The organism is Tychonema sp. LEGE 06208 (assembly GCF_015207505.1).
In the GTDB taxonomy this organism is placed as follows: Bacteria; Cyanobacteriota; Cyanobacteriia; order Cyanobacteriales; family Microcoleaceae; genus Microcoleus.
Map to the genome: position 1 here is coordinate 1 of NZ_JADEWT010000048.1, position 22,679 is coordinate 22,679.

Sequence of the window (22,679 nt, forward strand, 5' to 3'; positions counted from 1 at the left end):
CGCATTGTTTGTACAGGTCTACTAACTTAATTCCTTGGTTGTCTATCCAATGTCTAAGAGTTTTGTTTCTGACAAATTGAGCCGTCCGAATCATGTCGTCGATGATTCGATATTGCTCTGCTTTGCCCTTCAACTTAAACTCTAAAACTATCATTGGAATAGTTTATCACTTTTGCTAAAACTTTTACTTATAAGTCTGTATATTTAACAAGTCTTCACACTTCTGGTAATTAAAGCCGTCCTATAAGGACGGGGCTTTAGACCCAATTTTTTGGTAAAATTATGTGCGGTCAAACATGGACACTCGATCGGGCTAAAGCCACGCTCGATTATTGCTTCTACGAATCGACTTGCTGATGCACCCATTACTTCAACTAGACAGTTTTTGACTGACCCCGACCAAAAACGGGTGGCGTGCCGCCTACTCCGATCGCGGCGATCGCCAATTTTGAAAAGAACGTTCCTGCTAGGGTGATTCATCTCCTGCAAGTAAATCGAAAATCGAAAATCGAAAACTTGTACAGCGAAGCCGAAGTATCGAAAACTTGTACGGCGACTCGTGCCCTGGGACTTGTGTCCAGCGAAGCCGAAGTAAGCCGCAGCAAGCGGAAAAATCTAAAATCTAAAATCGACTGACTTTTTTCGGCTTTGGGCTGTGAGAGTCGCTGCGGTTTTGCTAGTCTTGAATCAAGTGGCATTGAGACTGCTCTGCCATTCTTCCAGAAAGCGGGCGGTGGCAAGGTTTTCGAGACGCTCTCCGTTGGGGGAGTGTTGTGGGTGATTGCTGTGCGCGATCGGGGAAAGGATGCTATCCCCGGATTGGGAAAACGACACCAAAGACTACTTAGTATTTTCGGTCTTTAAGTAGCTTAAAGTATGTTTGGATAGGTTTTAGGAAGCAGAGGACTATTAGTGTGCTGTATCTAGCAGAAGTACAAAAACAGAGAAGCGGCTTTGGTCTCGGTGGCGGTAAGGCTGAACTGAAACTGCTAGCTTGTCAGCGGGGCGAACACAATTGGAGTGCCGTACCGGGGGATGATGCGATTCCAGTTGAGGAAGCTAATAAGTTTAACGACGGCACGCTGGTGCTGGTTGAGTTGAGCGCTAACAAGCAAGTACAGCGGATTCAGGAGGCTGCCCGCCAGTTGGTGAGCATTCTGCAAAATTTCTCGCGCTTGCAGGACAAGTTTAAGGATAAGGAAGAGGAAATTGAACAGTGGAAGGCTTCTCTGACGTTTTCGAGTCAGGAGCTCAATCGCCGGGAAATGGAAATGCAAGCCCGCGAAGAGCAGTTGGCTCAAATGGAGGAGGAGTTGGAGCGGCTGGAGGCTCAGCGCTCGGAAATTGAAAATACTCGCGATGAGGCTAACCGATTGCGGGATGAGGTCGATCGCAGCCGGGTGGAAATTGAGACGGCTTGGGAACAGTTACGGGGCGAACAGCAGCAGGTGGCTCAGCAGCAGTCTCAGATTCCGCAGGGGGCTGCGATCGACGAGCAGCAGGCACTGAGGATTCAGGAGTTGATGAACAAGCTGGGAGGTGCAATTTCTGCCGCTCAAGGGGTTCGGGAACAATTGAATCAGTCTTTTGGTGTTGTGGGGGCTCAGCAAGCAATTTTGGATTTGCACTGGCAGCAGTTGGAGCAAAAACGGGCCAATGCTCAGCAGCAGCAGGAAGAGGTCGAACGACAGCTTCAAAGCCTGCAAAGCCGCTGGCTGGAGTGGTATCAATCTCAAGATGTTTTGGGACAAGCTCGGGCGGATCTTAAGGGGCATCAAAGTACGCTCAGCGCTAAGCAGGATCAGGTTGAGTCGATGTATTTGCAGGTGCGGGCTGTTGAGGATATGTACGAGCAATTTTCTCGGTTCGCATCTGCTGCGGGTGCTGGGGGTATGGAGCAGGCAGTAGATGTGTCTGCTCTGGAGCAGATGCCGGTTGATGAGTTGCAGGGGCTGGTGCAACACTTGCAAGAGGATTTGGAAAAGGTGTTCCGCTTTGTTAACGATCAAGAGGAGGAGTTGACTCTCCAACGGGAGACTATTGAGGAGCTGCAAGGGAAAATTCAAGCGGCTTCGGAGTACGATCGCATGGCTTTGGAAAATGAAATGGCCGATGAGCTCGAAAGTTATCAGATGTTGAACGAAACTCTGGTGGGACAGCGGCTCCGCTTGCAGGAACGGGAGGATGTTTTGAAGCAGCATCAGGGGGTGCTGTGGCGAAGATTGGGTACTGCTAATGCTCCAAAACAAGATCCTGCTGATATTGATTGGGAGCCGATGGTTGCAAAGCTCAATTCTGTGCGCCAGCAGCAAAGCCAAGAACTGCAAAGGCTGGAAAATGAAATTAAGCAGGTGCGGGAACTCATATCTCAAATTGAGGAAAATGTCAACATCCAAAATGTAGAAAGTGAGTCGAAACGTTACGAACTCAAGCAGTTAGAGCAGAATTTGTTCAACCAAAAAGCTGCTGTGGCGGAACTCTGGGGCCGGGTGAATGTTTATCAAGAAATGTTGCAACCGGTGCAGGACAATTTGAGCGGGCTGCGCCTGAAGCTGGAAGCGGCGGGGGCGGAACTCGATCGCGTGCAGCAGACTGGGGAGGAGCAAGATCGGGTAGTTTCGGATCTGCGACAAGTTTTTTCGGGCTTGATGACTGCTTAAAATTTAAGATCTAAAATTATCCAAGGTTTTTCAACTCGGGCGATCGCTCCTCCTGGAAATGGATCGGTTTGCGATCGGTTGGGCGCTGCGATTAAGCTGGTGAGTTTTTCTACGCTCTCAAAGCTGGGCGCTGAGGGTAATATTTGTTGCAGTAGCTGTCGCATAGCCCGTCGCTGCAACGCTAGGGGTGCTTCTCGCAAAATCGGGCGATTTAAGTTGACGGGCAGTTGAAATTTCACCTGCTCGCTGTCTGCAATGGGACAGATTGCTCGCTGTAGCAAGTCGCTGGCTGCAAGTTCGAGATATTCGACGTCGGCGCGGAGGAGTTCGGCTGTTTGGGCGATCGCCTGTTGGGCTTTTGGATTGAAATGAGTTTCTAAATAAGGCAATAATTCCGATCGAATGCGGTTGCGGGCATATTTTAAGTCTTGATTTGTGGAATCTTCCCAAATTGGTAGTTTTTGCTCTTGACAAAATTGACCGGTTTGCGATCGGGTGATTTCGAGCAAGGGACGAACCAATCTAAAATCGGCCGATATTTGGGAGTTGGGATTTTCCTCGGAATTCTCCAATCCAAAATCTAAAATCGGCGATCGAAAATCGCACAGGGGGCGCGTCCAGGTGAGGGCAGAAAGTCCGTCGGCACCGCTACCGCGAATCAGGTTGTAGAGGAGTGTTTCGGCGCGATCGCTGGCTGTGTGGCCTGTGACAATGTAGGGGTAGTTGTGGGCGATCGCAATTTCGGTTAAAGCTTGATACCGCCACTGTCTTGCGGCCGCTTCGGTTTTGGGGACTAACAAGGCGGTTTGCAAATAATAGGATATGCCCCAATTTTTCGCTAAATTTTCTACATGACTTGCATTTAATTGAGAATCAGAACGCCAGCGGTGATCGCAGTGGGCGATCGCTAAATCCCAACCCCATTTTGGCTGCAAATCCACCAGTAATTTGAGCGAACACAGAGAATCTTGGCCGCCGGATACTGCTACCAACAATCGCTGATTTGAGGGCAATATTTGTCGCAGCAGCAGCGTCCGGTGCAGTTGAGCGTGGAGGTGCGTCCAATTGGAAGATTGAGCCATGAGAGCAGTTTTTCATGCAGTAAGTCATTGGGCATTGGCCCGCGCAGGGCATTAGTCATTAGTCATTAGTCATTAGTCATTGGTTATTGGTTATTGGTTATTGGTTATTGGTTATTGGTTATTGGTTATTGGTTATTGGTTACTTGCTACGAATTCCCAATTTCCACTTCTCAATTCCCAATAACAACTAACAAATAACAGTCAACAGTCAACAGTCAATAGTCAACAGTCAATAGTCAACAGTCAACAGTCAACAGTCATTAGTCAACAGTCAACAGTCATTAGTCATTGGTGCTGTCCTCCCCGAGCTTTCCGTCCAATGTCCAATGTCCGAAGAGAAATGGAAGAAGGAAGAAGGAAGTTCAGCGTACTCGCAGTCTAGCCTGCAAGCTATGGTAGTGCTGTCCACGAAGAGCGGTTAGACAAAACTCGCTCATCGCCGACACTAAGCCCGTGCTATATCGCGACAGCTTGCAAAGCGAAAAAAAAGCTTTTTGCAAAAATATGAGATGCTCCTAACAAATGGGTGTTGAGGGAATTGGGAATTGGGCGGAGCGAAGCGGAGGGATTGGGAATTGGTAATAGGGCAATTTCCCTTTTTTTCACTCACAATTGCCACTTTCCCATTCTCTAAATTTCTGCTTTTTAGCTCCACATTCCTCTACTTTGAGGGTTGCTGTCTGGATACCCAGACAAAGGATAATTGTCACTTATTTGTGTTGAATCGGCTACAGTTGGTTCATCATTAGTATCAGTTGGGAATGAGCTATTTTGGTCGTAGGTCTGCGCGGTGTCTGATGTTTCTGGGGAGGCTGGAAGGGCTTTTTGTTCTGTTACCTCAGATTCTATCGGGTAAAACTCCAGACGCATCCTAAGTTTGCCTTTTGTCCAGTTTTTTCCGGCACTTAAAACTTCGCAATCCATGCCGTCTGAAAACAAGTGTTGTTCTAGCAATTTTGACTGCATAATGGTCATAAATTCGCTAACTTTGAATGTACACTGATACATTAAAGCGCTGGCAGGAGCAGACAAAACATCGTCTTCTTTGAGAAATATTTGTGATTCGTCCATATCAATTGTCCTGTTAATGAAGGAAGACGGAAAAGGGAAGAGAACCCTTCGGCTACGCGAGCGGGTAAAAAGAAGGAAAAGGGAAGAAAGTTTTTGATTCTCGATGCTTTTATAAGCTGGCATTGCATTGATGTCAAGTTTACCTCAAACGCAGTACCGGTCTGCTGTTTTACGATCGGGCTCCGAGCCCCCCAAATTCTTGCCCCCTACTCCCCCTTAAGAAGAGGGGGGGTGGAAGCGATGGAAGTCCCCTTTTAAAGGGGAATTTAGAAAGAGTCAGACTCGGATGCAAACGAGAGATACAGAGGATTTTAGGCTGAGTTTGACACTAATATTGGGCGTTGCCACCTGAGAACCGGAGATGCTATTAATCCCTACGCTTGGATTTATGCTGTTTTTCTGTGGCTGATTGGTGGCTGGGAAATTAGAAAAACCAACCGTAGGAATGTAAACCTTTGCCTAGCAGATTAACGCCTAAATAGCAAATCCAAACTACTACAAAACCTGTGGCGGCTAAAATTGCTGGGCGTCTTCCCTGCCAGCCGCGAGTGATGCGGGCGTGCAGGTAGGCTGCAAATACTAACCAAGTAATTAGCGCCCAAGTTTCTTTCGGGTCCCAACTCCAGTACGATCCCCAAGCTTCGTTGGCCCAAACGGCACCGGCGATAATTCCAACTGTCAGCAAGGGGAATCCTAAACCGATGATGCGATAGCTAATGTTATCAAGGGTTTCTGCTAGATTCAAGCGCTGGGGCGAGAGAAGTTCTGCGGTTTGAGTTGGGGCGGTTGATGCGGTTTGAACGGTTGCTAGTTCTAGCACTGCGGTGGTGCTGTAACCGTTATTGCTGTTGAAAGCGGGTTCGCCAACAGGTTGTCGGCTGTCGTCGTCGGCTGGGGGTTGGGGGTTTTGCGGGCGTTGGAGGCGGTAGTTGCCGTTGCGGTTGCTGTTGGTGCCGAAGGAACTGCCGGTGAGTTCGATTTTTTGGCCGCGGGTGACGATTAAAAATGCGATCGCCAGCAATGCTCCTACCATTAAGGTGGCGTAACTGAGCATCATGACGCTAACGTGCATCATCAGCCAGTTGGATTTGAGGGCTGGTACTAGGGGCTCTGCCGATTGCATGGTGTCGGGGAGAGTCAGGGCGGCAAAGGCGGTTATTGCCATTGCTACGGGGGTTGTCGCTACTCCTACTAGGCGGGAACGGCTCATGTTTTCGGCGACTAGATGGATGGCGGTGATGCCCCAAACTAGGAAAAATAGGGATTCGTAGAGGTTGCTGAGCGGGAAGTAGCCGGCTTCTATCCACCTAGAACCGAGTAAGGCGGCGATGGAGAGGTTGGCGACGGCCATTCCTGCGGTGCCTAGGGCGGCCAGGTAGGGAATGTTGGGGAAGGCTGCGCCTACCCAGTAGATGAGCATTGTTGCGAACAGGATGGCGAAGGAGATGTTGTCCAGCCAGTTCTGAAGTACGACCAGATCCATATTATTTACTCCGGTAGTGTTTTTACTTATTTTTGCTAACTAGATCGATCGTACTGGGGTTCGGGAGTTTTGGGTTTGAGATTTTGAATTTTTGTGGCAATTATGAGTTTTTGGGGGTGGTTGAGGTGCCTGGGGGCGATCGGGCGGACGCATCAAATAAGCTACTCTTGACCCACCAGACGAGTGTCACCCCGTCAAGTCGCGCTGGTTGATTCTGGCTGACGGCTTGAGGTTGGACGAGTTGAAAGTAAGGAAACACCGAATGCTGAGGGGCGAAATTAGATCGCCCGCTAACAAATTTATTCCTGGACGTAGAGGGGGCAGAAACAGGGTTTTTTCAGGAAAATGCTTCGTTTTCACCCAGAGATTAAGTAAAAAACCCGGTTTCTTTGTCGGGAGTGCGTCTAGGACTGAAAATATAGGATATTTTTTGATATTGGGCTATCTCGAATCGTTTAAAATTGATTTAGCAGATTACCCACTTGCTGTTTTTGCAACCAGCAAAAAAACGGAATCCCCCGAATCAAGTCGTGGATACTCCCCAAATTTTAGACAAAAGCTTAAGCTCCGGTGATTCATCTAGAAAAGTCAATTCTAAAATTGAAAATCTAAAATCTAAAATCGACTGATGGTTGGATAAGTTGCACAGGCTAGATGATATCATGTGCAGTCGATTAGTATAACAAAAATAGTTCGTAGTGCGGACTTGCATACGCAATCCCGGAGCGGACTTGCATAGGCACTACGAACCAATCCGAGATCGGTCAATCGATCGCACACGATAGGAGATGTTGAGTTAATGCGTCGAGATTCAATTTTTTATAAGTTATTTCAAGAAGCTCCGACGCTGTTGTTTGAGCTATTGGAAGAGTCACCATCAAATGCGGAACAATATCGATTTGATTCGGTGGCGGTGAAGGAACCGAAGTTTGAAATTGATGGGGTGTTTTTGCCGCCGGATGCTGCACCGGGAGTTGTATATTTCTGTGAGGTGCAGTTTCAGCGGGATGAATTGCTTTATGAGAGATTGTTTGGTGAGTCGTTTTTGTATTTTTATCGCAACCGCCAGCGATTTACTGATTGGGAAGCGGTGGTAATTTATCCGAGTCGATCGACTGAACAATCCGAAACGCATCCCTATCGATCGCTCACCTGCAGCAATCAGGTACATCGGGTATATTTGGATGAGTTGGGTGCGATCGAACAGTTGCCGCTGGGAGTGGCGCTGATGGCGTTGACGACTATCGACGAAGCGAGTACGCCGGAAGCTGCGCGATTGTTGCTGGCGCGATCGCAGCGGGAGGAATCGGAAGCGGCGAGTCGCGCCATAATAGAGATGCTGACGACAATACTGGTCTACAAGTTTACAAATTTGAACCGAAGGGAGGCAGAGGCGATGTTAGGGATTACGCTTGAGGAAACTCGGTTTTATCGGGAAGCTAAGGAAGAAGGCATTGAACAAGGCATTGAACAAGGCCGCGAACAAGGCATTGAACAAGGCCGCGAACAAGAAGGAAGAGCCTTGATTTTACGTCTGTTAAATCGCCGTCTGTTAAATCGGCGAGTTGGAACTTTGCCGGAATCTATTACCTCTAGAATTGCTGATTTGTCGATCGAGCAAATTGAAACTCTAGCAGAGGAATTGTTAGATTTTCAGTCGATCGCAGATTTAGAGATTTGGCTGGAAAATTTGCCGCAGGAAGACTGAGGCGATGTGAGGGATTACACTTGAGGGGGCGATCGCGCCCTTTGCGCGCACAAACACATCAAACGCACTCCCCCTCTGCTTCCTGGGTTCTGGGGCCTATGAAAGTGCATCCGCCGTTGCTGGGAGGATGTTAAGGGTGCGATCGGGGATGATTCCGGCGGATTTGAAGCGGATTGATGATGGAAGATGTTTTGGGCGATCGTACCCACAGACTGATGTTAAATTTTTCTGTATGGCTAGTCTAAATGGGAGCATCTCACTTTTGCAGCCAAGCTAGAAATTGGAGGTAGGAGGCAGGAGACAGGAGACAGGAGGAAAGAGGAAGAAAGAAGGAGTCAAAAGAAGTCTTTTTACAAATATGAGATGCTCCCGTCTAAATCAATGGCGTAATTCTTTTAGGAGAAATCCCCCCTTGGAATTTTATTCATGACTACAATCACCAAATCCGATTAGCAATGCTGAAGATTCAACCCCCCTCAATTTTCTCCATCCTTTACATAAAAGCACTACCAAAATAGCCTGTACAATGACCTAACATTAACAGTCCAGCACGCAATCGCCCGCCAAGAAACCCGGTTTCTTTGCATGACTGGGGACTGCAGCGGAGGATTTTAGTCCATTAAACCCGGTTTATGACAACCGCTGCACAAGTCCTAATTAAGTTATAAAAATAATCAACGATCTTGCCTCCCGCCGTTGCTGTTTAATATCATATCCGCACGACGAACTGCACGCGCAAGCAGGTTCGTAGTGCGGACTTAACTCTGCTTTCCGCCAGCAGAAAATGGACACTATAAACCAGATTCGTAGTGCGGACTTAAGTCCGCTTTCCGCCAGCAGAAAATTGACACTACAAACTTTGTTTGTTATGACAATCGAACCGACAGGATATAAAGAGTTTTCATGGCGGATTTGTTCAATGATTTAAGAGTTAATTGGGAGAAGTTTGGACGGTGGGCGAAGGACTCGGTGCACTAGGATTCGGCGAGGGCTTTGGAGAAGGAGTGGATTGGTCGGATTTTTTGAGTCTGACAAAAGCGTCGTAGCGGGTGGTACGATCGCTAATGACGGCCGCTGTAACGCCGATCGACCGCGTGGCATCTATCCACATTTTTTGGGTGGGAGGAAACTCCGGTAAAGCTAGGTTTTTCGGGTTAAACGCAGCCTCGGTGTCGATGAAAAAATTGCCGTTGTTGGGCTTAAGTTGCGATCGTACAGTTTTCTGAAAAATTTCGCTGCTTAAAAGCGGACTTTTCGGCGCAGGAACGATCGCCTCAACCACGGGAGCTCCTACTGCGATAAACGCAACATTATTCATCCAGCCGCGAGTTACCGCAATCCCTCCAAACTGCGATGTCCATTTAGTCGCAGGTTGACCGCCGACTTTAATATCCTCAACTCTAAACCCTTTCATTTTCATCGTTTCATCAAGCTGTTTCAGGGATTTGTTAGCTGCGCCGCGGTTGTTTGTTTCCACCATAAATACAAATCCAGCAGCATATTTGTCTTTGGGATTTGGCGCGCTGGCAGGTATTAATGACAGAGAAAATTCTCCCCCCATCCAGTCGAGCAAATCTTTATCTAAATCCAAGCCGGTAGTGGATTTTAAACCTGTACGCAAAATTTGGGGATTAATTGGGGACAGCGGGTTAGCATCCGCTCCCAATACATAGTCTTGCCACAAACGCTGCAAGTTGCCGCCCGATACCATCATGATTGTATTGCTTGGGAGGCGGTCAACCATTTTTAAAGCGTTGTTTTCTACCACTATCTTTCTCGTGGAATCTGGTTTGAGCCAAGAGATGGATTTGAATCCAATGCCTTCTGAATCTAGTGTCGCTGTGGTGGCAAATCCCTGATTTTGTTGCAGTTTTTCCAGGTTTTCTGGCGAAATTTCGCGGGCTGAGTTGGCTGCTGTAAAGGCTGCTGCAACGGGCATATTGACGTAGAGTTGACCGAAGGCTGCTGGATCTTTTATTTGTTGGATGGCGTCTGCATAGCCGGGGGTTTTGGCGAGGGATGGTTCGCCTTTGTAGGTGTCAATTATTCTGTCTGTAGCCGTGGGATCTGTGGTGACTGCTAGATAGTTTGTGCCGAGTACCGCAACTGAAAAACTGCGATCGGGTATACCTTGAGTTTCTGTAACTTGCACGCCTTTATAATTGCGCTCAACCATTTTTCCTTGGTTGAGGGATCTGGGTTTTGCTAATAATTCTTTGGCTTTAATCGGGTTAGCAATTGGCAAGATAATTGCGACTGACTGCTGCATTGGCTGAGGCGGGGGCGAGTTGGGTGTCCGTGGGGGGACTGGTATTGCTGTTTTGTTTCGCAGAAACGCTACCATTGCTGTGTTACCTACCCACGGTTGAATGTCTTGCGCGTAGGCGTAACCGTTGGTTGTCAGGAGGCGATCGCGCAATTCGCTTAAAAACCTTTCAAACGAAGCTTTTGACTCGGGCGTACCAAACTCTCGCAGTTTATTCCACTGCGATTCATCCGTAGTGATCGATAGAGCCATCATCGCATCTTGCGGGACAACCGTTGCTCCCGCCGGTAAATCTTTGGCGGACCCGCGAGAAATGACGAGGTAGTACGCGAGAAAGCCTAAACCGATCAGAAGTGTAGCGGCTCCGATCGCAAACAGCAGGGAAGATTTATCTTTCTTAAACATTATTCGTAAGGTTTGGGTGCTCGGAACATGATAGATGATTTCCTTGCCTAATGTAGCAAATGTTGAAACAAGAAGGAAAAACAGAAACGGAAGTCGGAAGAAGCAAGAATAGCAATAGAAGCAGTAAAGCGTGAAGTCGCAAAATCTCCGAGAAAAGAAGACTTTACAAAACTTACGCGCGCCGAGGGCACAAACCGGATTTCTGCCTAAATATCTAGCGAAGAACCGAGGATTTTTCTAAAAAACTCGGTTTGAGAGCGCAACTCCTGCTTTAGTTAAGCCGATCGACCTTGAAATTCCCTGCTAGTAAATAATAAACTTTTTGTAAGCCTTTGCTCCGACAGCCTCCGAAAAGTCAAATATAAATGGCGCAACAGATTAATTGAATCAGTTTCTCGCCTTAAAGTCTTTAAAAATCGTTTGAAACGAGTACATCAACCGGTGGACATCGTTTGTCGCCCTCGGAAAAATGTTGAGCTCCCATTTTTTGCGCGCAGTTGTTAGTAGTTTTGCTACGGGCTGGGAGTAACTGTTAGAAATGAAATAGCTGCCGCCTTCGTAACGAATATCTGACGCTAATCCGATAAAAGCACCGGCCGTTTCTAGTTGAAGTTCCGAGGTGTAGTGTTCAGTTTTGACCGCTAAAATTACTTGCGAGTGTCGGGGTTCGCGGTTGAGCAAGCGACAGATATTCGCTTCTTTTTGGTACAAAATTAAAACGTTGCAGTTGTGCAGAACTCCGGCTCTACCTTGGACCTTTACTCCGAGGTGAATTTCTAGGGCTGGTTTGTCGGGAAATTCCACCACAGCATGAGTGTATGGATGTGCGGTGCCGTGGATTGTTCCGGCTGTTTTTCTAAAGGTTAAATATTTCGGTGTTTCGTCGTCTAAAACATTGTTGTAATAAATATTGCCGCCTTCATTAGCCACTGCTTTTAGCAGGATGGTGAATAAGTAAGCGTCAAAAATTCTTGCTTGTTCTGCTGCTCCGTTGAAATCGGGGTCGATGGAGCTTTTTAATTTGCTTTTAATGTCGGAATTGAGGGCGTAGTTGCTAGGCTCAGAGGGCAGTTTTTCGAGTAATTGCTTGAGGGCGATCGCCTGTTTGTGGCGAGGGGCTGTCACGTTGGAGGTGAACTCGATTGTTTGGGCTGTTTCTGCACCTGAATTGGCAAAAATTATTTTTGTGCCGAGGGGAGAAGTTTCCGATTCTACTTTCAAGAAATAAGCTATTTCGTCTTCCATTTCGGAAGTGTTCACCGTCGCTTGTCCGACAGCATCAATTAACAGCAAAAGTTGTTCTTTTGCGGTATAATCTTCTATCTTGAGCAGAGGTGTCTTTCTTTTGAGCGATCGCTCTTGAATTACTTTACCTATCTCTACAGTATCCGCTACTTGTTGAACTACCCAATCCAATTTAAACTCATTTAGAATTGCCGCCAGTTCTTGATAGAGTTTGGCGTACTCGATGTCGTCCATAATTGCTTCTGCACTGCACACTATATCTAATTATACAAGGTGGTTGATTTTTTTGTCAATCTGCCAACAGCCAACAGTCAACACTCAACTGCCAATTAGCAGTAAGCTATTTTACGACAAACTAGCGATCGAACTATGGCAACTATCAACGACAACTACCTCAAACTCAAAGCCGGCTACCTGTTTCCCGAAATTGGGCGCAGAGTCAAAGCCTTTGCAGATGCGAATCCCCAAGCGCCCATCATCCGGCTGGGGATTGGCGACGTGACTGAACCGCTACCGGCTGCTTGTCGCGAGGCGATGGTGGCGGCGGTAGCAGACATGGGTTCGCGGGATACCTTCAAAGGATACGGCCCGGAACAAGGTTATGAATGGCTGCGCGAGAAAATTGCCGAGCACGATTTTAAGTCGCGGGGATGCGAAATTGATGCTTCGGAAATCTTTATTTCTGACGGTTCTAAGTGCGACTGCGGCAACATTTTGGATATTTTCGGCAGCGATAATACGATCGCAGTTACAGACCCAGTGTATCCGGTGTATGTAGACACAAACGTGATGGCCGGACACACGGGAGATGCGAACGACAAAGGCGAGTACGAAGGCTTTGTTTACCTGCCAATTACCGCAGAAAACAATTTTACTGCCCAAATTCCCACCGACAAAAAAGTCGATTTAATTTACCTGTGTTTCCCCAACAATCCGACGGGCGCAACTGCAACGAAGGAACACTTGCAAGCTTGGGTAAATTATGCTAAAGCTAACGGTTCGATTATTTTCTTCGATGCGGCCTACGAAGCGTATATTACCGATCCGAGTTTACCGCATTCTATCTACGAAATAGAAGGTGCGCGCGATTGTGCGATCGAATTTCGTTCGTTCTCCAAAAATGCTGGTTTCACCGGTACTCGCTGCGCCTTTACAGTAGTACCGAAGAATTTAACAGGAAAAGCCGCAGACGGTTCCGATGTCGAAATTTGGAAGTTATGGAATCGCCGCCAATCTACTAAGTTTAACGGCGTTTCTTACATTGTCCAGCGCGGTGCAGAGGCGGTTTATTCGGAGGCTGGAAAAGCACAAATTCAGGCATTAGTCAATTTTTACATGGAAAATGCTGCAATTATCCGCGAGAAATTGACAGCGGCCGGAATCGAGGTTTACGGTGGCGAAAATGCGCCTTACGTGTGGGTGAAAACGCCTCACGGTTTGACGAGTTGGGAGTTTTTTGATAAGTTGCTGCAAACTGTAAATGTGGTGGGGACACCGGGTTCTGGTTTCGGCGCGGCGGGTGAGGGTTATTTCCGCATTTCGGCGTTTAACAGTCGGGAGAATGTGGAGGAAGCGATGAGACGGATTGGGGAAGAGTTTAAGGTTTAATATCCTGTTCTGCTTAAACCGAAAAGCCGCCAGGGAATTCATTCCCTGGCTGATAGCTAAAGTCCTCGCTATGAGGACTGAAGAACTCATTAGTTTTATGCAAGAGGATTTTTGATTTGAGGTAAGGGTTTCAACCGCCGTCTTATCTCATACATCATATCATGCGCGATCGATTACGATAATAAAAACGGTTCGTTGAACCAATCGCGAGATCCGTCAATCTACTGGACACGATACCACAACCAAAGAAACCGGGTTTTTGCAGTTTTTGCTTTCTGTAACCCAATATTCTCGAAAAAACCCGGTTTCTGACCGCCCATGCTGTCGAGCCGGAAGAGCAACTTTATGTTTTAATTGTATCCATGATTGGGAACAAAAATATGCACCTGAATAGCAACCAAATTCGTCAACAGTTTCTTGAATTTTATGCAGCTAGATCTCATCAAATCCTCCCGACTGAACCTTTTGTTGTCAAAATTCCCTATTTAAATTCAATATCGCGAACTAATTTGTGGACGTTACCATTCCACCCTATTTCCCTCGGAGAGAAATACTCGCCCGAAAATCACAGTGCGATTTTACAAAAACATATTTCTCCGAATGTCCGGGTACTCACCGAGCGCCATCCTACCTTTTTCGAGATGTTAACTCACTGGGGCGATTACTCCAAACAACAAGCATTAATTTGGGCTTGGGAACTTTGCACGGAAATTTATCAAATTCCGCGATCGCGATTGGTGGTGAGTGTAGATGCACGCGATACTGAAACTCTGGCTATCTGGCGCGACAAAATCGGCATACCCGAACAACAAATTATTATCAGCCGCTGGAATTCGTGGCATCCCAAGCCTTCCGGTCATTGTGGGATTTCTACTCGCATCCATTACGATTGTTATCCTGAAAGAGGCTATGAATTAGCTGCGTCGCAAGAAGATATCGAATTTCGATCTAAAAGTAAAGAAGAGTACGATCGCGAAGATTCTATCGGTCACATTCTACCAGAAGAAGATTTGCGATTTTTGAGTTTTTACCATCTGGTATCTATGGACTCAGAATCACCGCAATATGGAAATACAAGGACTCCTCTCAAGACAAATTATATGGCTTGTGGGATGAACTTAGAACGGTTGGCGGCGATTTTGCAAGGAGGATCTAGCTTTTATCAAACCGATTTGATATTGCCCATGATTCTAAGGACGGCTAAAGTTGCGGGTGTGGAGTACGATCGCGCTGACAATTTAACTAAAGTTTCTCTCAAACTAATAGCCGACCAAATTCGTCCTGCCGTTCATTTGACTGCCGATTATATTGTCAAACCACCGCATCACTGGCCGCAGTTTATTCATCAACTAATTCAAATGTGGTTAATGCGTGGGGTATTGTACTCCCAAATATTAGGAATTGAGGAGCCTTTTGTTGAGTTGTTAATTGACAAGATTGTAACTTGTGGAGAAGTTTTTTATCCTCACCTGCGACAGTGGCAGAAGGAGATTGTTGCTTATCTGAAACCGCAAGAGTCTTACTGTTGGAGTATGTTGGAGGACGAACGAAAAAAAGGGATTGTTAGCGGTTACTTGTTAGATAAACTTTTCCGCACCTACCATTGCTACAGACAAGACATTGAAAAATGGGCCCAGAAAAATAGCTTAACTATTGATTGGGATGGGTACAATCTGATGTTGGGACCGGAGATAGATTGATAGTAGTTTATAGCAGTTATTATAAAGATCGGGTATCTATCGATAGCTCCCTCAATCCCTCAATCCCTCAATCCCTCAATCCCCCAATCTAAAATCCCCCAATCTAAAATCTAAATGAGTCCGAATTTTCCAGAAATCGCGATCGCCCAACTGATTCCGGCTACAGTGGAACGTGCTTGGCAGGTTGGAAATTTGCAAGCGCTAGAAGAATTTGAAAGTGCGATCCTCTCCGTTGGCGTAGCCCCCGTAGGGGCGGGCTTCGCTAACGGCTAAACTCGTAGGAGACGTTACGCACTTCGCACTTCCCATCCAAAAAATCACACACTTACTGCAAAATTGTCAACCCCCAAAGGTCGATAAATTGTATCTCTTTGCTGATAATCCCGCCCCAAAGAACGAATCGCATTCTGCAAATCTTCCACAGACTGACAACTGCCGCCAACTGCACCAGCCATTGTAGTAATGTGCTCTTCCATCAAAGTGCCGCCGATATCGTTGCAGCCCCATTTCAGCGCTTCTGTAGCTCCATCTAAACCCAGTTTTACCCAGCTTGGCTGATGATTGGAAATCAAATTTCCCAAAAAGATTCTAGATACAGCGGTGAGCAACAATGTATCTGCTAAAATCGGTTGGTCGCGGCCGACTCGACTCCGCAAAGGAGCCGGTGCATCCTGTCCGACAAAGGGCAGTAAAATGAATTCTGTGATGCGCGCCCCATAGTTGTTGTTAATTGCAGTTTGTTGGAGCGATCGCACTTTTTCCAAATGCAAAACCTGCTGAGAGGTCGTCTCAATATGCCCGCAAAGCATCGTGCTAGTTGTCGGCAAACCCAGACGGTGAGCAGTTCCCACAATTTCTAACCAAGTTGCAGAATCTAGTTTTTCCGGGCAAATTATCCTCCGCACCGCATCGTCGAGAACTTCCGCCGCAGTACCCGGCATCGAACCAACTCCCGCATCTTGCAAAGCTGAAATTACATAGCTGAAACTCAGATTATCTTGTCGGGCAATAAATTCTATTTCTTGGGGCGAAAAAGCGTGCAAGTGCAACTGCGGAAACTTATCCTTAATAGTTTTTACCAATTGCAGATAATAAGGCAAAGATGCGCCGCCCTGTTTAGCTTGAAGATTTAAGCCGCCCTGCATACAAATTTCCGTCGCACCCCGCTGCACTGCATCAGTTGCCTTTTCCTGAATTTGGGCTGCATCTAACCAAAAAGCGCCTTCATCTCCGTCGTCGCGGCGGAACGCACAAAAACTGCAATGCTGCTCGCAAATGTTGGTAAAATTAATATTGCGATTTATAACATAGGTGACAGTATCCCCTGATTGTCGGCGGCGCAGCAAGTCAGCGGTTGCTTGAATTTGGGCGAGATCCTCTGGATCTCTTTGCTGCAAAAGTATCAAGGCTTCGGCGGTAGAAATGTTATAACCTTGTAAAGCTCGATCTAGAATTGCATCCACAGTTTTATTTTTGGCTCAGTTACAGAATTACTGCCTAGAATTAAGGCGTTTTTATATCTTAACAAATCGATCGTAGAGGAACGCTCTGCTAAAATCTCAACTTTTACAAAAGCATCTTTTAATTTGTGAAACTTAATTTATGGGCATCAACCAAACAAATCATCTGTTACCAGTGCCTTCTGGACTTTTGCAAATTCCTGCTGTACCGACTTTCGCTTCAACTTTTACAGACGCAAATACAGCGCCCATTTATTTTTCCCTCGTCATTCCCACCTATAACGAGTGCAAGAATGTCAAGAGTATTGTGGAACAATTGAGCCAATTGCTTGATGGCATGATTCCCGGCAACTACGAGTTAATTGTAGTCGATGACGACAGCCCCGATCGCACCTGGGAAGTTGCCCTGTCCCTGACACCAGAATATCCGCAATTGCGCGTGATGCGCCGCTCAGACGAGCGGGGACTTTCTACCGCCGTAATTCGCGGGTGGCAAGCCTCTAGGGGCGAGGTTTTGGGGGTGATCGATGCCGACTTGCAGCATCCGCCGGAGACACTATTGCAGCTTTTAGCAGAAATTCAGCGGGGAGCCGATTTGGCCGCTGCGAGCCGCCACGTTGACGAGGGCGGGGTGAGCGACTGGAGCGTTGTCAGGCGATTGTTGTCGCGGGGAGCTCAAATAGTCGGATTGATCGTACTACCGGGAGTGGTGGGCCGAGTTTCCGATCCGATGAGCGGCTATTTTATGGTGCGCCGCAGTTGCATTGCCGAGAAAACCATGAATCCTGCCGGTTACAAAATTTTGATTGAAGTGCTTGGAAGGGGGGATATCCGCTGGATTGGAGAAGTTGGTTACGTGTTTCAGGAGCGGAAAGAAGGCGAGAGCAAAGTTACTGGGAAACAGTATATTGAGTATTTGCGGCATTTGCTCATATTGCGGTTTGCCCGCTGGCCGATGGGTAAGTTTCTGCGGTTTGGCGTGGTTGGTTTCAGTGGCGTGTTTGTGAATATGGCGGTTTTGTACGTGCTGCGTGAGATATTAAATTTGGAGCTGACTCGCAGTCTGATTCTTGCTGCTGAATTAGCAATTATCAGTAACTTTTTTTGGAATGATTTGTGGACTTTTGGGGATATTTCTAAGCGACAGCCGGGAATGAAGCAGCGCTTGAAACGGCTGTTAAAGTTTAATACAATTTGCTTGATGGGTTTGATTTTGAATGTGCTGCTGGTTAATGTGATGTTTAATATTTTGGGGATGAATGAATATTTGGCGACTTTAATTGCGATCGCAGTCGTGACTCTGTGGAATTTCTGGATTAATATGAAGCTGAGCTGGCGGGTTACGGAAGTTGATTAGAAACTGGGTAATGGGGAATTGATAATTGGCGATTCGTAATTGATAAAATGACGTTGGACGGAAAGCGAGTTATTGAGGTGCTCGCACTAATGACTAATGACTAATGACTAATGACTAAGGACTAATGACTCTTCTTCCCTAGGGCTTTGAATGACTGAATTGATGATTAAAAATAAACAACTGTTGCTAATATTGCTGTGGATGGCGATCGCCCTAATGCTGCGCTTTGCCAATTTGGACTCGAAACCGCTGTGGACGGACGAGTTTTCGACTCTAGTGTTTAGTTTGGGGAACAGTTTTCGCGGTGTGCCGATCGATCGCGCGATCGACCTTCCCACTCTACTACAACCGTTGCAATTTCGTCCCGATGCTGGCATTGGAGATGTCCTAAACCATTTGCTGCTAGAAAGCAACCATCCGCCAGTATATTTTATGCTAGCCCACTGGTGGATGCAGTTGTTTGGGCCGACTGAGGATAGTTTAGTGTGGATTGGGCGATCGCTGCCGGCATTATTGGGCGTAATTTCAGTTCCAGCCATCTACCTTTTAGGCAAATTTGCATTCAATTCTCGTTTAGTTGGTCAATGTGCGGCCGCAATGATGGCAGTTTCTCCCTACGGCATTTATCTCGCTCAAGAAGCCCGCCATTATACATTGGGAATCTTATTAGTTATTGCCTCTCTTTTTTGCTTGACCTTAGCTGCCAAAAAACTGCAACAGCGCGCTCCGCTGCCTATTTGGGCGGTGCTGCTTTGGATAGTTGTTAACTGTTTGGGAATTGCTTCTCACTACTTTTTCGTGCTGACTTTGTGTGCCGAAGCCATAGCCTTAATTGCTGTAATCTGGCAACAGTTTTATGGAAAATTGGCGCTTTCAGACAGTCAGCAGCCGAATATTTGGCAATTTCAAATTCTGTGGCGGCTTTTCGCAGTAGCGCTGGGGACTTTAGCTGGCGGTTTAGTTTGGTTGCCGATATTTTTGTCAAATAAATACGGTAGCGAACTCACGAATTGGCTTGTCAGTGGCGATCGCACATTTTTAGATTTGATCGCGCCGATTTTCCAAGCTTGCGCGGGATGGATTACTGTCGTGTCGCTGCTGCCGGTGGAATCGCCAAATTTGGCAGTAGTGGCTGGATCTGCGATCGGCATGACAATATTTTTGCTGTGGGCGCTTCCCATCCTATTTGTCGCTCAGAAAAACTCCTTAAAAACGCTAAATAATCGTTTAGGTACTGTGATTTTCGGCGGATTTGTGCTAGGAGCAATTTTCCTATTTTTCAGCTTTGCATACATTCTTGGAATTGACCTAACTCGCGGCCCTCGATACAATTTCGTCTACTTTCCCGGCGCTATATTATTGTTAGGAGCAACCTTAGCAGTTATTTTTAACACACCTACAGTAAAAAGTCGATGGTTTAATTTACCTGCCGTAGAAATTTCTGGCAAAAGAGCAGTCATGCTAATTTTAGCAATGAGTTTTGTCAGCGGTATCACAGTAAATTCCAATCTCGGCTATCGCAAATATTACAAACCAGACCTTTTAATTCCGATTATCCGCGAAGTTTCGTCGAAAGTTCCCGTTTTAATTGCCACTACTCAAAAGACTCATGTAGAAATAGGAGAGTTGATGGGGATTGGATGGGAATGGGAAAGAAGTTCGGCAACGGATTTTGTAGCGGATGTAACGGATGTTAGGAATAAAGAAGAAGTTAAAGCCTTTGATTCTCCGCTGTTTCTTTTGGCTAATCAGAGAAGGGATGGGCCGGAAATAGCGGCAGGGACACTTGACAAAACACTCAGTCAATTAGAACGTCCGCTAGATTTGTGGTTAGTAAATTTTCGCACACCTGTCAACTTAGCATCACAAAAATGTCAGCTTGAATCGCGCGAGTTTCCGGCAGTAGACGGGTATGAATATCAAGTTTATCACTGTTTTTGAACGGGCGGGCGATCGCAATATTAAGGTTCCTAGTGTGGACTTCAGTTCGCAACAAAGAGCGGACTAAATGCCACACTACGAACCGATCGCCCGCTAAGCATCAGCGGCAAAATATTTAATTAAGACGCTCATCACTTCACCGGGATTTTGAGTTGGAACAAGCGGGCTCCAGTCAGTAGCGCAGGCAAAATTATCGCGGTGAAAAGAATGAATGACGCGGGAAACAACAGGACGAGAACTGATCATGAAAAGTTTCAAGAGTTCTCGGTTAACTGAAGTTTGCAAGTTTGGCTGCTTAGCAGGAGGCTGCATGAGTTCGGCAGTTAGATTGTCTTGCCCAACCTCGAAAGCAAGTATTAATTCGGTATTGGGCAGCAGTTGCCGGATGACTGTCAGAGATGATTCTGCTTCGCTGCGGCTGCGAAATTGCGCGACGGGTAAGCGCTGAAAGTTGGGCAGCAGTCGGTAAATAGTCCAAGCATTCGGAGTTTCTGGGGTGTTCATGGTTGTATTGTAAATTGGGTATGTTTGCCCATAGGAATCTGACAGACTTGCATCTTTTATTGTTAGTGCAGTCTGTTTTGGCTATGGTTGTGCCTATCAAAATCAAGATAACCGCTTAATTTAAGCGCTCAAATTAAGATTTTATAATTATATGGTAAAAAAAAGGCAACGTCAACGGCAACCAGAAAATGAGTTGCCTTTTCGGAGACTGCGGGAGGATGCTAACCTCAGCCAAGAAGAGTTGGCTGTACTGATGGGCGTATCGGGTTCGTCGGTGCGACGATGGGAAAAGGGAGACGAACCGACGATGACTGTTCGGCAAATGAGGGATTTTTGCCGTTTGGTGGGGGTATCTTTTGATGAGTTGCCGGATTATCTCAGTCGGTGGGTAGATGAGGAGGAGTCATAGGGGAGCATCTCATATTTGTAAAAAGACTTCTTTTGACTCCTTCTTTCTTCCTCTTTCCTCCTGTCTCCTGTCTCCTGCCTCCTACCTCCAATTTCTAGCTTGGCTGCAAAAGTGAGATGCTCCCAGTCATAGGAGGTCGATCGGGCGATCGCGCTTTCGATTAAAATAATTAAAATAAGTGCGTTAGCGAAGCTTTCGGCAGGAATCGAGCTTTCATTGCAGTACAAATTTTGTGGCAGAAGTAGCCGCTCAAAGTTTGAGTAACTCTCAGTATGCTCAACTTTCTGATTGAATTAAATCCCCTGCAGGTGGATGTCGTTTTATAGCTTTGTCAGCGGCCCGAATATTAATGACTCTCTCTCGATTTAAGACTAATGCTGTAACTGTAGCTCGTCCAATTGGAGTCAAACCAACTATTGATAATCCATCCGCAGACCAAATAAAATGTTCGTTCCAACTATCTTGTCTGGGATTAAACAAGGGTACTTCTACGTCTGACTGAGCATCTATCGCTCTAGTTTTATCAGATTTCTTGCGGTTGCAGTGAAAGCAAGCTAGTGCCAAATTGTCAATATCGTTAGTCCCATTTTTAGTTAAGGGAATGATGTGTTCGATAGTAAACTCTACGTACTGCCATTGTTCGGAGGCATGACAATATTCGCACAGACAGTTTGCTCTCTGACGAACTTGATTTTGAATATTTTCAGGGATTAGACGACGAGGGGACATTTCTATGCAGTAGGCTGAATCTGACCCAAGAAAAGATTGCGGACAGTCCGATTGACAAAACTGAGGTAATCGTCGATTTCTTCGTAAAGATTGAGTTCTTGTTCTTCCTCATGATTTAGGGGCAAAGTTTGTTGTTTATCCAACAGTTCTTGGATTCGATTTTTAACAGCGGTGGAGGCTTTAAAAATGGGTATGCCTTCCACTAATTCAATTCGGACAGCTCCTTCTATAGGTAGAGTATCGCGCAGGTTTTCCAGTTTTGGCAGGATTAGCATAGTTGTGGATTTTATGGGTTTCCGTCTTGATTATATCAAGGTTTTTTTCAATCTTTCCTCACACTATCGGGCACGCCCACCGCCGAAATACCCGCTATCGCCCTTAAATTCTGACACCGAATCAACTCATTAAAATCCAAACTGCGCCCTTCAATTTGCGCCGCAGCTTCAATAGCAGACAGCAAATGTCCGGCGGCCTCGGCTTCGCTGTAACCGCGCCTTAGAGCCACTTTAATCGCCGTCTCGTCAGCATCTAACTCTACTTGCGAACTGCGGTTGTCGCGCCAAATTCGAGTCATCGCCAGTCCCGTCAACCCACCGGCGATCGCAATTCCGATCGCATCTCCCTGCAACAACTCTACAACAGTCCCGACAATTCCCGCCAGAGCAGCACCTTGATAAATATCCGCTTTAAACCACTTGAAATTGCCCAAAAAACTCACATTTCGCAATAGCAGCAAATCTCGCTGCGGCTTAGATAGCAACCTCCACAAATCAAAATTAATATAAATCGGTCGAGATTGATTCCAAGGCAAAGGAAAATCGCAATCAATTACCGTCGATTGTTGAGGCTTATTAATAATTTTACACGTCATGCGACCGGAAGCGGGCATCACATCTAACAGGCGGCGAATTTCAGGTTCGGGATTCATAGTTGAAGTCATTAGTCATTGGTCATTAGTCATTGGTCATTGGTCATTAGTCATTGGTCATTGGTCATTGGTCATTGGTCATTGGTCATTGGTCATTGGTCATTGGTCATTGGTCATTGGTCA

The 22,679-nt window shown here is 46.5% G+C and carries 21 protein-coding genes; 9 read left to right on the top strand and 12 right to left on the bottom strand.

Annotation, left to right across the window (positions count from 1 at the left end):
• The first annotated feature begins 414 nt into the window (after positions 1 to 414).
• Positions 415 to 636, top strand: coding sequence for a hypothetical protein (locus IQ263_RS14325; protein WP_194068015.1), 222 nt, complete (start codon positions 415 to 417; stop codon positions 634 to 636).
• A 51-nt stretch (positions 637 to 687) separates the two neighbouring features.
• On the opposite strand, the gene IQ263_RS14330 is transcribed toward IQ263_RS14325, so the two are convergent.
• Positions 688 to 834, bottom strand: a complete 147-nt coding sequence (locus IQ263_RS14330; RefSeq protein WP_194068016.1) for a hypothetical protein — start codon at positions 832 to 834, stop codon at positions 688 to 690.
• Between the two features lie 80 nt (positions 835 to 914).
• Between IQ263_RS14330 and hmpF the strand changes: the two genes are divergently transcribed.
• Complete coding sequence (gene hmpF / locus IQ263_RS14335) at positions 915 to 2,660, top strand: pilus motility taxis protein HmpF (protein ID WP_194068017.1); 1,746 nt, start codon at positions 915 to 917, stop codon at positions 2,658 to 2,660.
• Here the strand turns inward: hmpF and tilS are convergent.
• The 3 genes from tilS to ccsB form a co-directional block, all read right to left on the bottom strand.
• On the bottom strand, positions 2,657 to 3,742 hold the full coding sequence (gene tilS / locus IQ263_RS14340; protein WP_194068018.1) for a tRNA lysidine(34) synthetase TilS: 1,086 nt from the start codon (positions 3,740 to 3,742) through the stop codon (positions 2,657 to 2,659). The two genes, hmpF and tilS, sit on opposite strands and share 4 nt — an antisense overlap.
• A gap of 645 nt (positions 3,743 to 4,387) precedes the next feature.
• Positions 4,388 to 4,813, bottom strand: coding sequence for a KGK domain-containing protein (locus IQ263_RS14345; protein ID WP_194068019.1), 426 nt, complete (start codon positions 4,811 to 4,813; stop codon positions 4,388 to 4,390).
• 424 nt (positions 4,814 to 5,237) lie between these two features.
• A complete protein-coding gene (gene ccsB / locus IQ263_RS14350; protein WP_194068020.1) occupies positions 5,238 to 6,296 on the bottom strand; it encodes a c-type cytochrome biogenesis protein CcsB in 1,059 nt (352 codons plus the stop codon).
• Between the two features lie 799 nt (positions 6,297 to 7,095).
• Between ccsB and IQ263_RS14355 the strand changes: the two genes are divergently transcribed.
• Entirely contained in the window at positions 7,096 to 8,004 is a 909-nt protein-coding gene (locus IQ263_RS14355) for an Rpn family recombination-promoting nuclease/putative transposase (RefSeq protein ID WP_194068021.1), read from the top strand.
• Between the two features lie 96 nt (positions 8,005 to 8,100).
• On the opposite strand, the gene IQ263_RS14360 is transcribed toward IQ263_RS14355, so the two are convergent.
• From IQ263_RS14360 to IQ263_RS14370, 3 genes are all read right to left on the bottom strand, one after another.
• Positions 8,101 to 8,259: a hypothetical protein gene (locus tag IQ263_RS14360; RefSeq protein WP_194068022.1), complete on the bottom strand. Its 159-nt coding sequence runs from the start codon at positions 8,257 to 8,259 to the stop codon at positions 8,101 to 8,103.
• Positions 8,260 to 8,935: 676 nt separating this feature from the next.
• Positions 8,936 to 10,675: a DUF3352 domain-containing protein gene (locus IQ263_RS14365; RefSeq protein WP_194068023.1), complete on the bottom strand. Its 1,740-nt coding sequence runs from the start codon at positions 10,673 to 10,675 to the stop codon at positions 8,936 to 8,938.
• Between the two features lie 387 nt (positions 10,676 to 11,062).
• On the bottom strand, positions 11,063 to 12,154 hold the full coding sequence (locus IQ263_RS14370; RefSeq protein ID WP_194068048.1) for a hypothetical protein: 1,092 nt from the start codon (positions 12,152 to 12,154) through the stop codon (positions 11,063 to 11,065).
• A gap of 135 nt (positions 12,155 to 12,289) precedes the next feature.
• Here IQ263_RS14370 and IQ263_RS14375 point away from each other — a divergent pair, with 135 nt between their 5' ends.
• The 3 genes from IQ263_RS14375 (at position 12,290) to IQ263_RS14385 (ending at position 15,501) form a co-directional block, all read left to right on the top strand.
• A complete protein-coding gene (locus tag IQ263_RS14375) occupies positions 12,290 to 13,528 on the top strand; it encodes an LL-diaminopimelate aminotransferase (RefSeq protein ID WP_194068024.1) in 1,239 nt (412 codons plus the stop codon).
• A 380-nt stretch (positions 13,529 to 13,908) separates the two neighbouring features.
• On the top strand, positions 13,909 to 15,228 hold the full coding sequence (locus IQ263_RS14380; protein WP_194068025.1) for an alanine--tRNA ligase-related protein: 1,320 nt from the start codon (positions 13,909 to 13,911) through the stop codon (positions 15,226 to 15,228).
• A 114-nt stretch (positions 15,229 to 15,342) separates the two neighbouring features.
• Positions 15,343 to 15,501 carry a hypothetical protein gene (locus IQ263_RS14385; protein ID WP_194068026.1) on the top strand — a complete coding sequence of 53 codons (159 nt, stop codon included), beginning with the start codon at positions 15,343 to 15,345 and terminating at the stop codon, positions 15,499 to 15,501.
• Between the two features lie 44 nt (positions 15,502 to 15,545).
• Here IQ263_RS14385 and cofH read toward each other — a convergent pair whose 3' ends face one another.
• Positions 15,546 to 16,691, bottom strand: coding sequence for a 7,8-didemethyl-8-hydroxy-5-deazariboflavin synthase subunit CofH (gene cofH / locus IQ263_RS14390; RefSeq protein ID WP_194068027.1), 1,146 nt, complete (start codon positions 16,689 to 16,691; stop codon positions 15,546 to 15,548).
• A gap of 139 nt (positions 16,692 to 16,830) precedes the next feature.
• Here cofH and IQ263_RS14395 point away from each other — a divergent pair, with 139 nt between their 5' ends.
• Both IQ263_RS14395 and IQ263_RS14400 read left to right on the top strand, forming a co-directional pair.
• Positions 16,831 to 18,045, top strand: a complete 1,215-nt coding sequence (locus IQ263_RS14395) for a glycosyltransferase (RefSeq protein ID WP_194068028.1) — start codon at positions 16,831 to 16,833, stop codon at positions 18,043 to 18,045.
• Positions 18,046 to 18,195: 150 nt separating this feature from the next.
• Entirely contained in the window at positions 18,196 to 19,986 is a 1,791-nt protein-coding gene (locus IQ263_RS14400) for a glycosyltransferase family 39 protein (RefSeq protein WP_333194390.1), read from the top strand.
• Between the two features lie 93 nt (positions 19,987 to 20,079).
• Here the strand turns inward: IQ263_RS14400 and IQ263_RS14405 are convergent, their stop codons facing one another.
• Positions 20,080 to 20,490 carry a hypothetical protein gene (locus IQ263_RS14405; protein ID WP_194068029.1) on the bottom strand — a complete coding sequence of 137 codons (411 nt, stop codon included), beginning with the start codon at positions 20,488 to 20,490 and terminating at the stop codon, positions 20,080 to 20,082.
• A 151-nt stretch (positions 20,491 to 20,641) separates the two neighbouring features.
• Between IQ263_RS14405 and IQ263_RS14410 the strand changes: the two genes are divergently transcribed.
• Positions 20,642 to 20,899, top strand: coding sequence for a helix-turn-helix transcriptional regulator (locus IQ263_RS14410; protein ID WP_194068030.1), 258 nt, complete (start codon positions 20,642 to 20,644; stop codon positions 20,897 to 20,899).
• Between the two features lie 276 nt (positions 20,900 to 21,175).
• On the opposite strand, the gene IQ263_RS14415 is transcribed toward IQ263_RS14410, so the two are convergent.
• From IQ263_RS14415 to IQ263_RS14425, 3 genes are read right to left on the bottom strand one after another with little or no spacing between them, the layout of a single operon-like run.
• On the bottom strand, positions 21,176 to 21,628 hold the full coding sequence (locus tag IQ263_RS14415) for an HNH endonuclease (RefSeq protein ID WP_194068031.1): 453 nt from the start codon (positions 21,626 to 21,628) through the stop codon (positions 21,176 to 21,178).
• Between the two features lie 2 nt (positions 21,629 to 21,630).
• Positions 21,631 to 21,903, bottom strand: coding sequence for a hypothetical protein (locus tag IQ263_RS14420; RefSeq protein WP_194068032.1), 273 nt, complete (start codon positions 21,901 to 21,903; stop codon positions 21,631 to 21,633).
• 47 nt (positions 21,904 to 21,950) lie between these two features.
• Positions 21,951 to 22,556 carry a DUF3318 domain-containing protein gene (locus IQ263_RS14425; protein ID WP_194068050.1) on the bottom strand — a complete coding sequence of 202 codons (606 nt, stop codon included), beginning with the start codon at positions 22,554 to 22,556 and terminating at the stop codon, positions 21,951 to 21,953.
• Between the last annotated feature and the right edge of the window lie 123 nt (positions 22,557 to 22,679).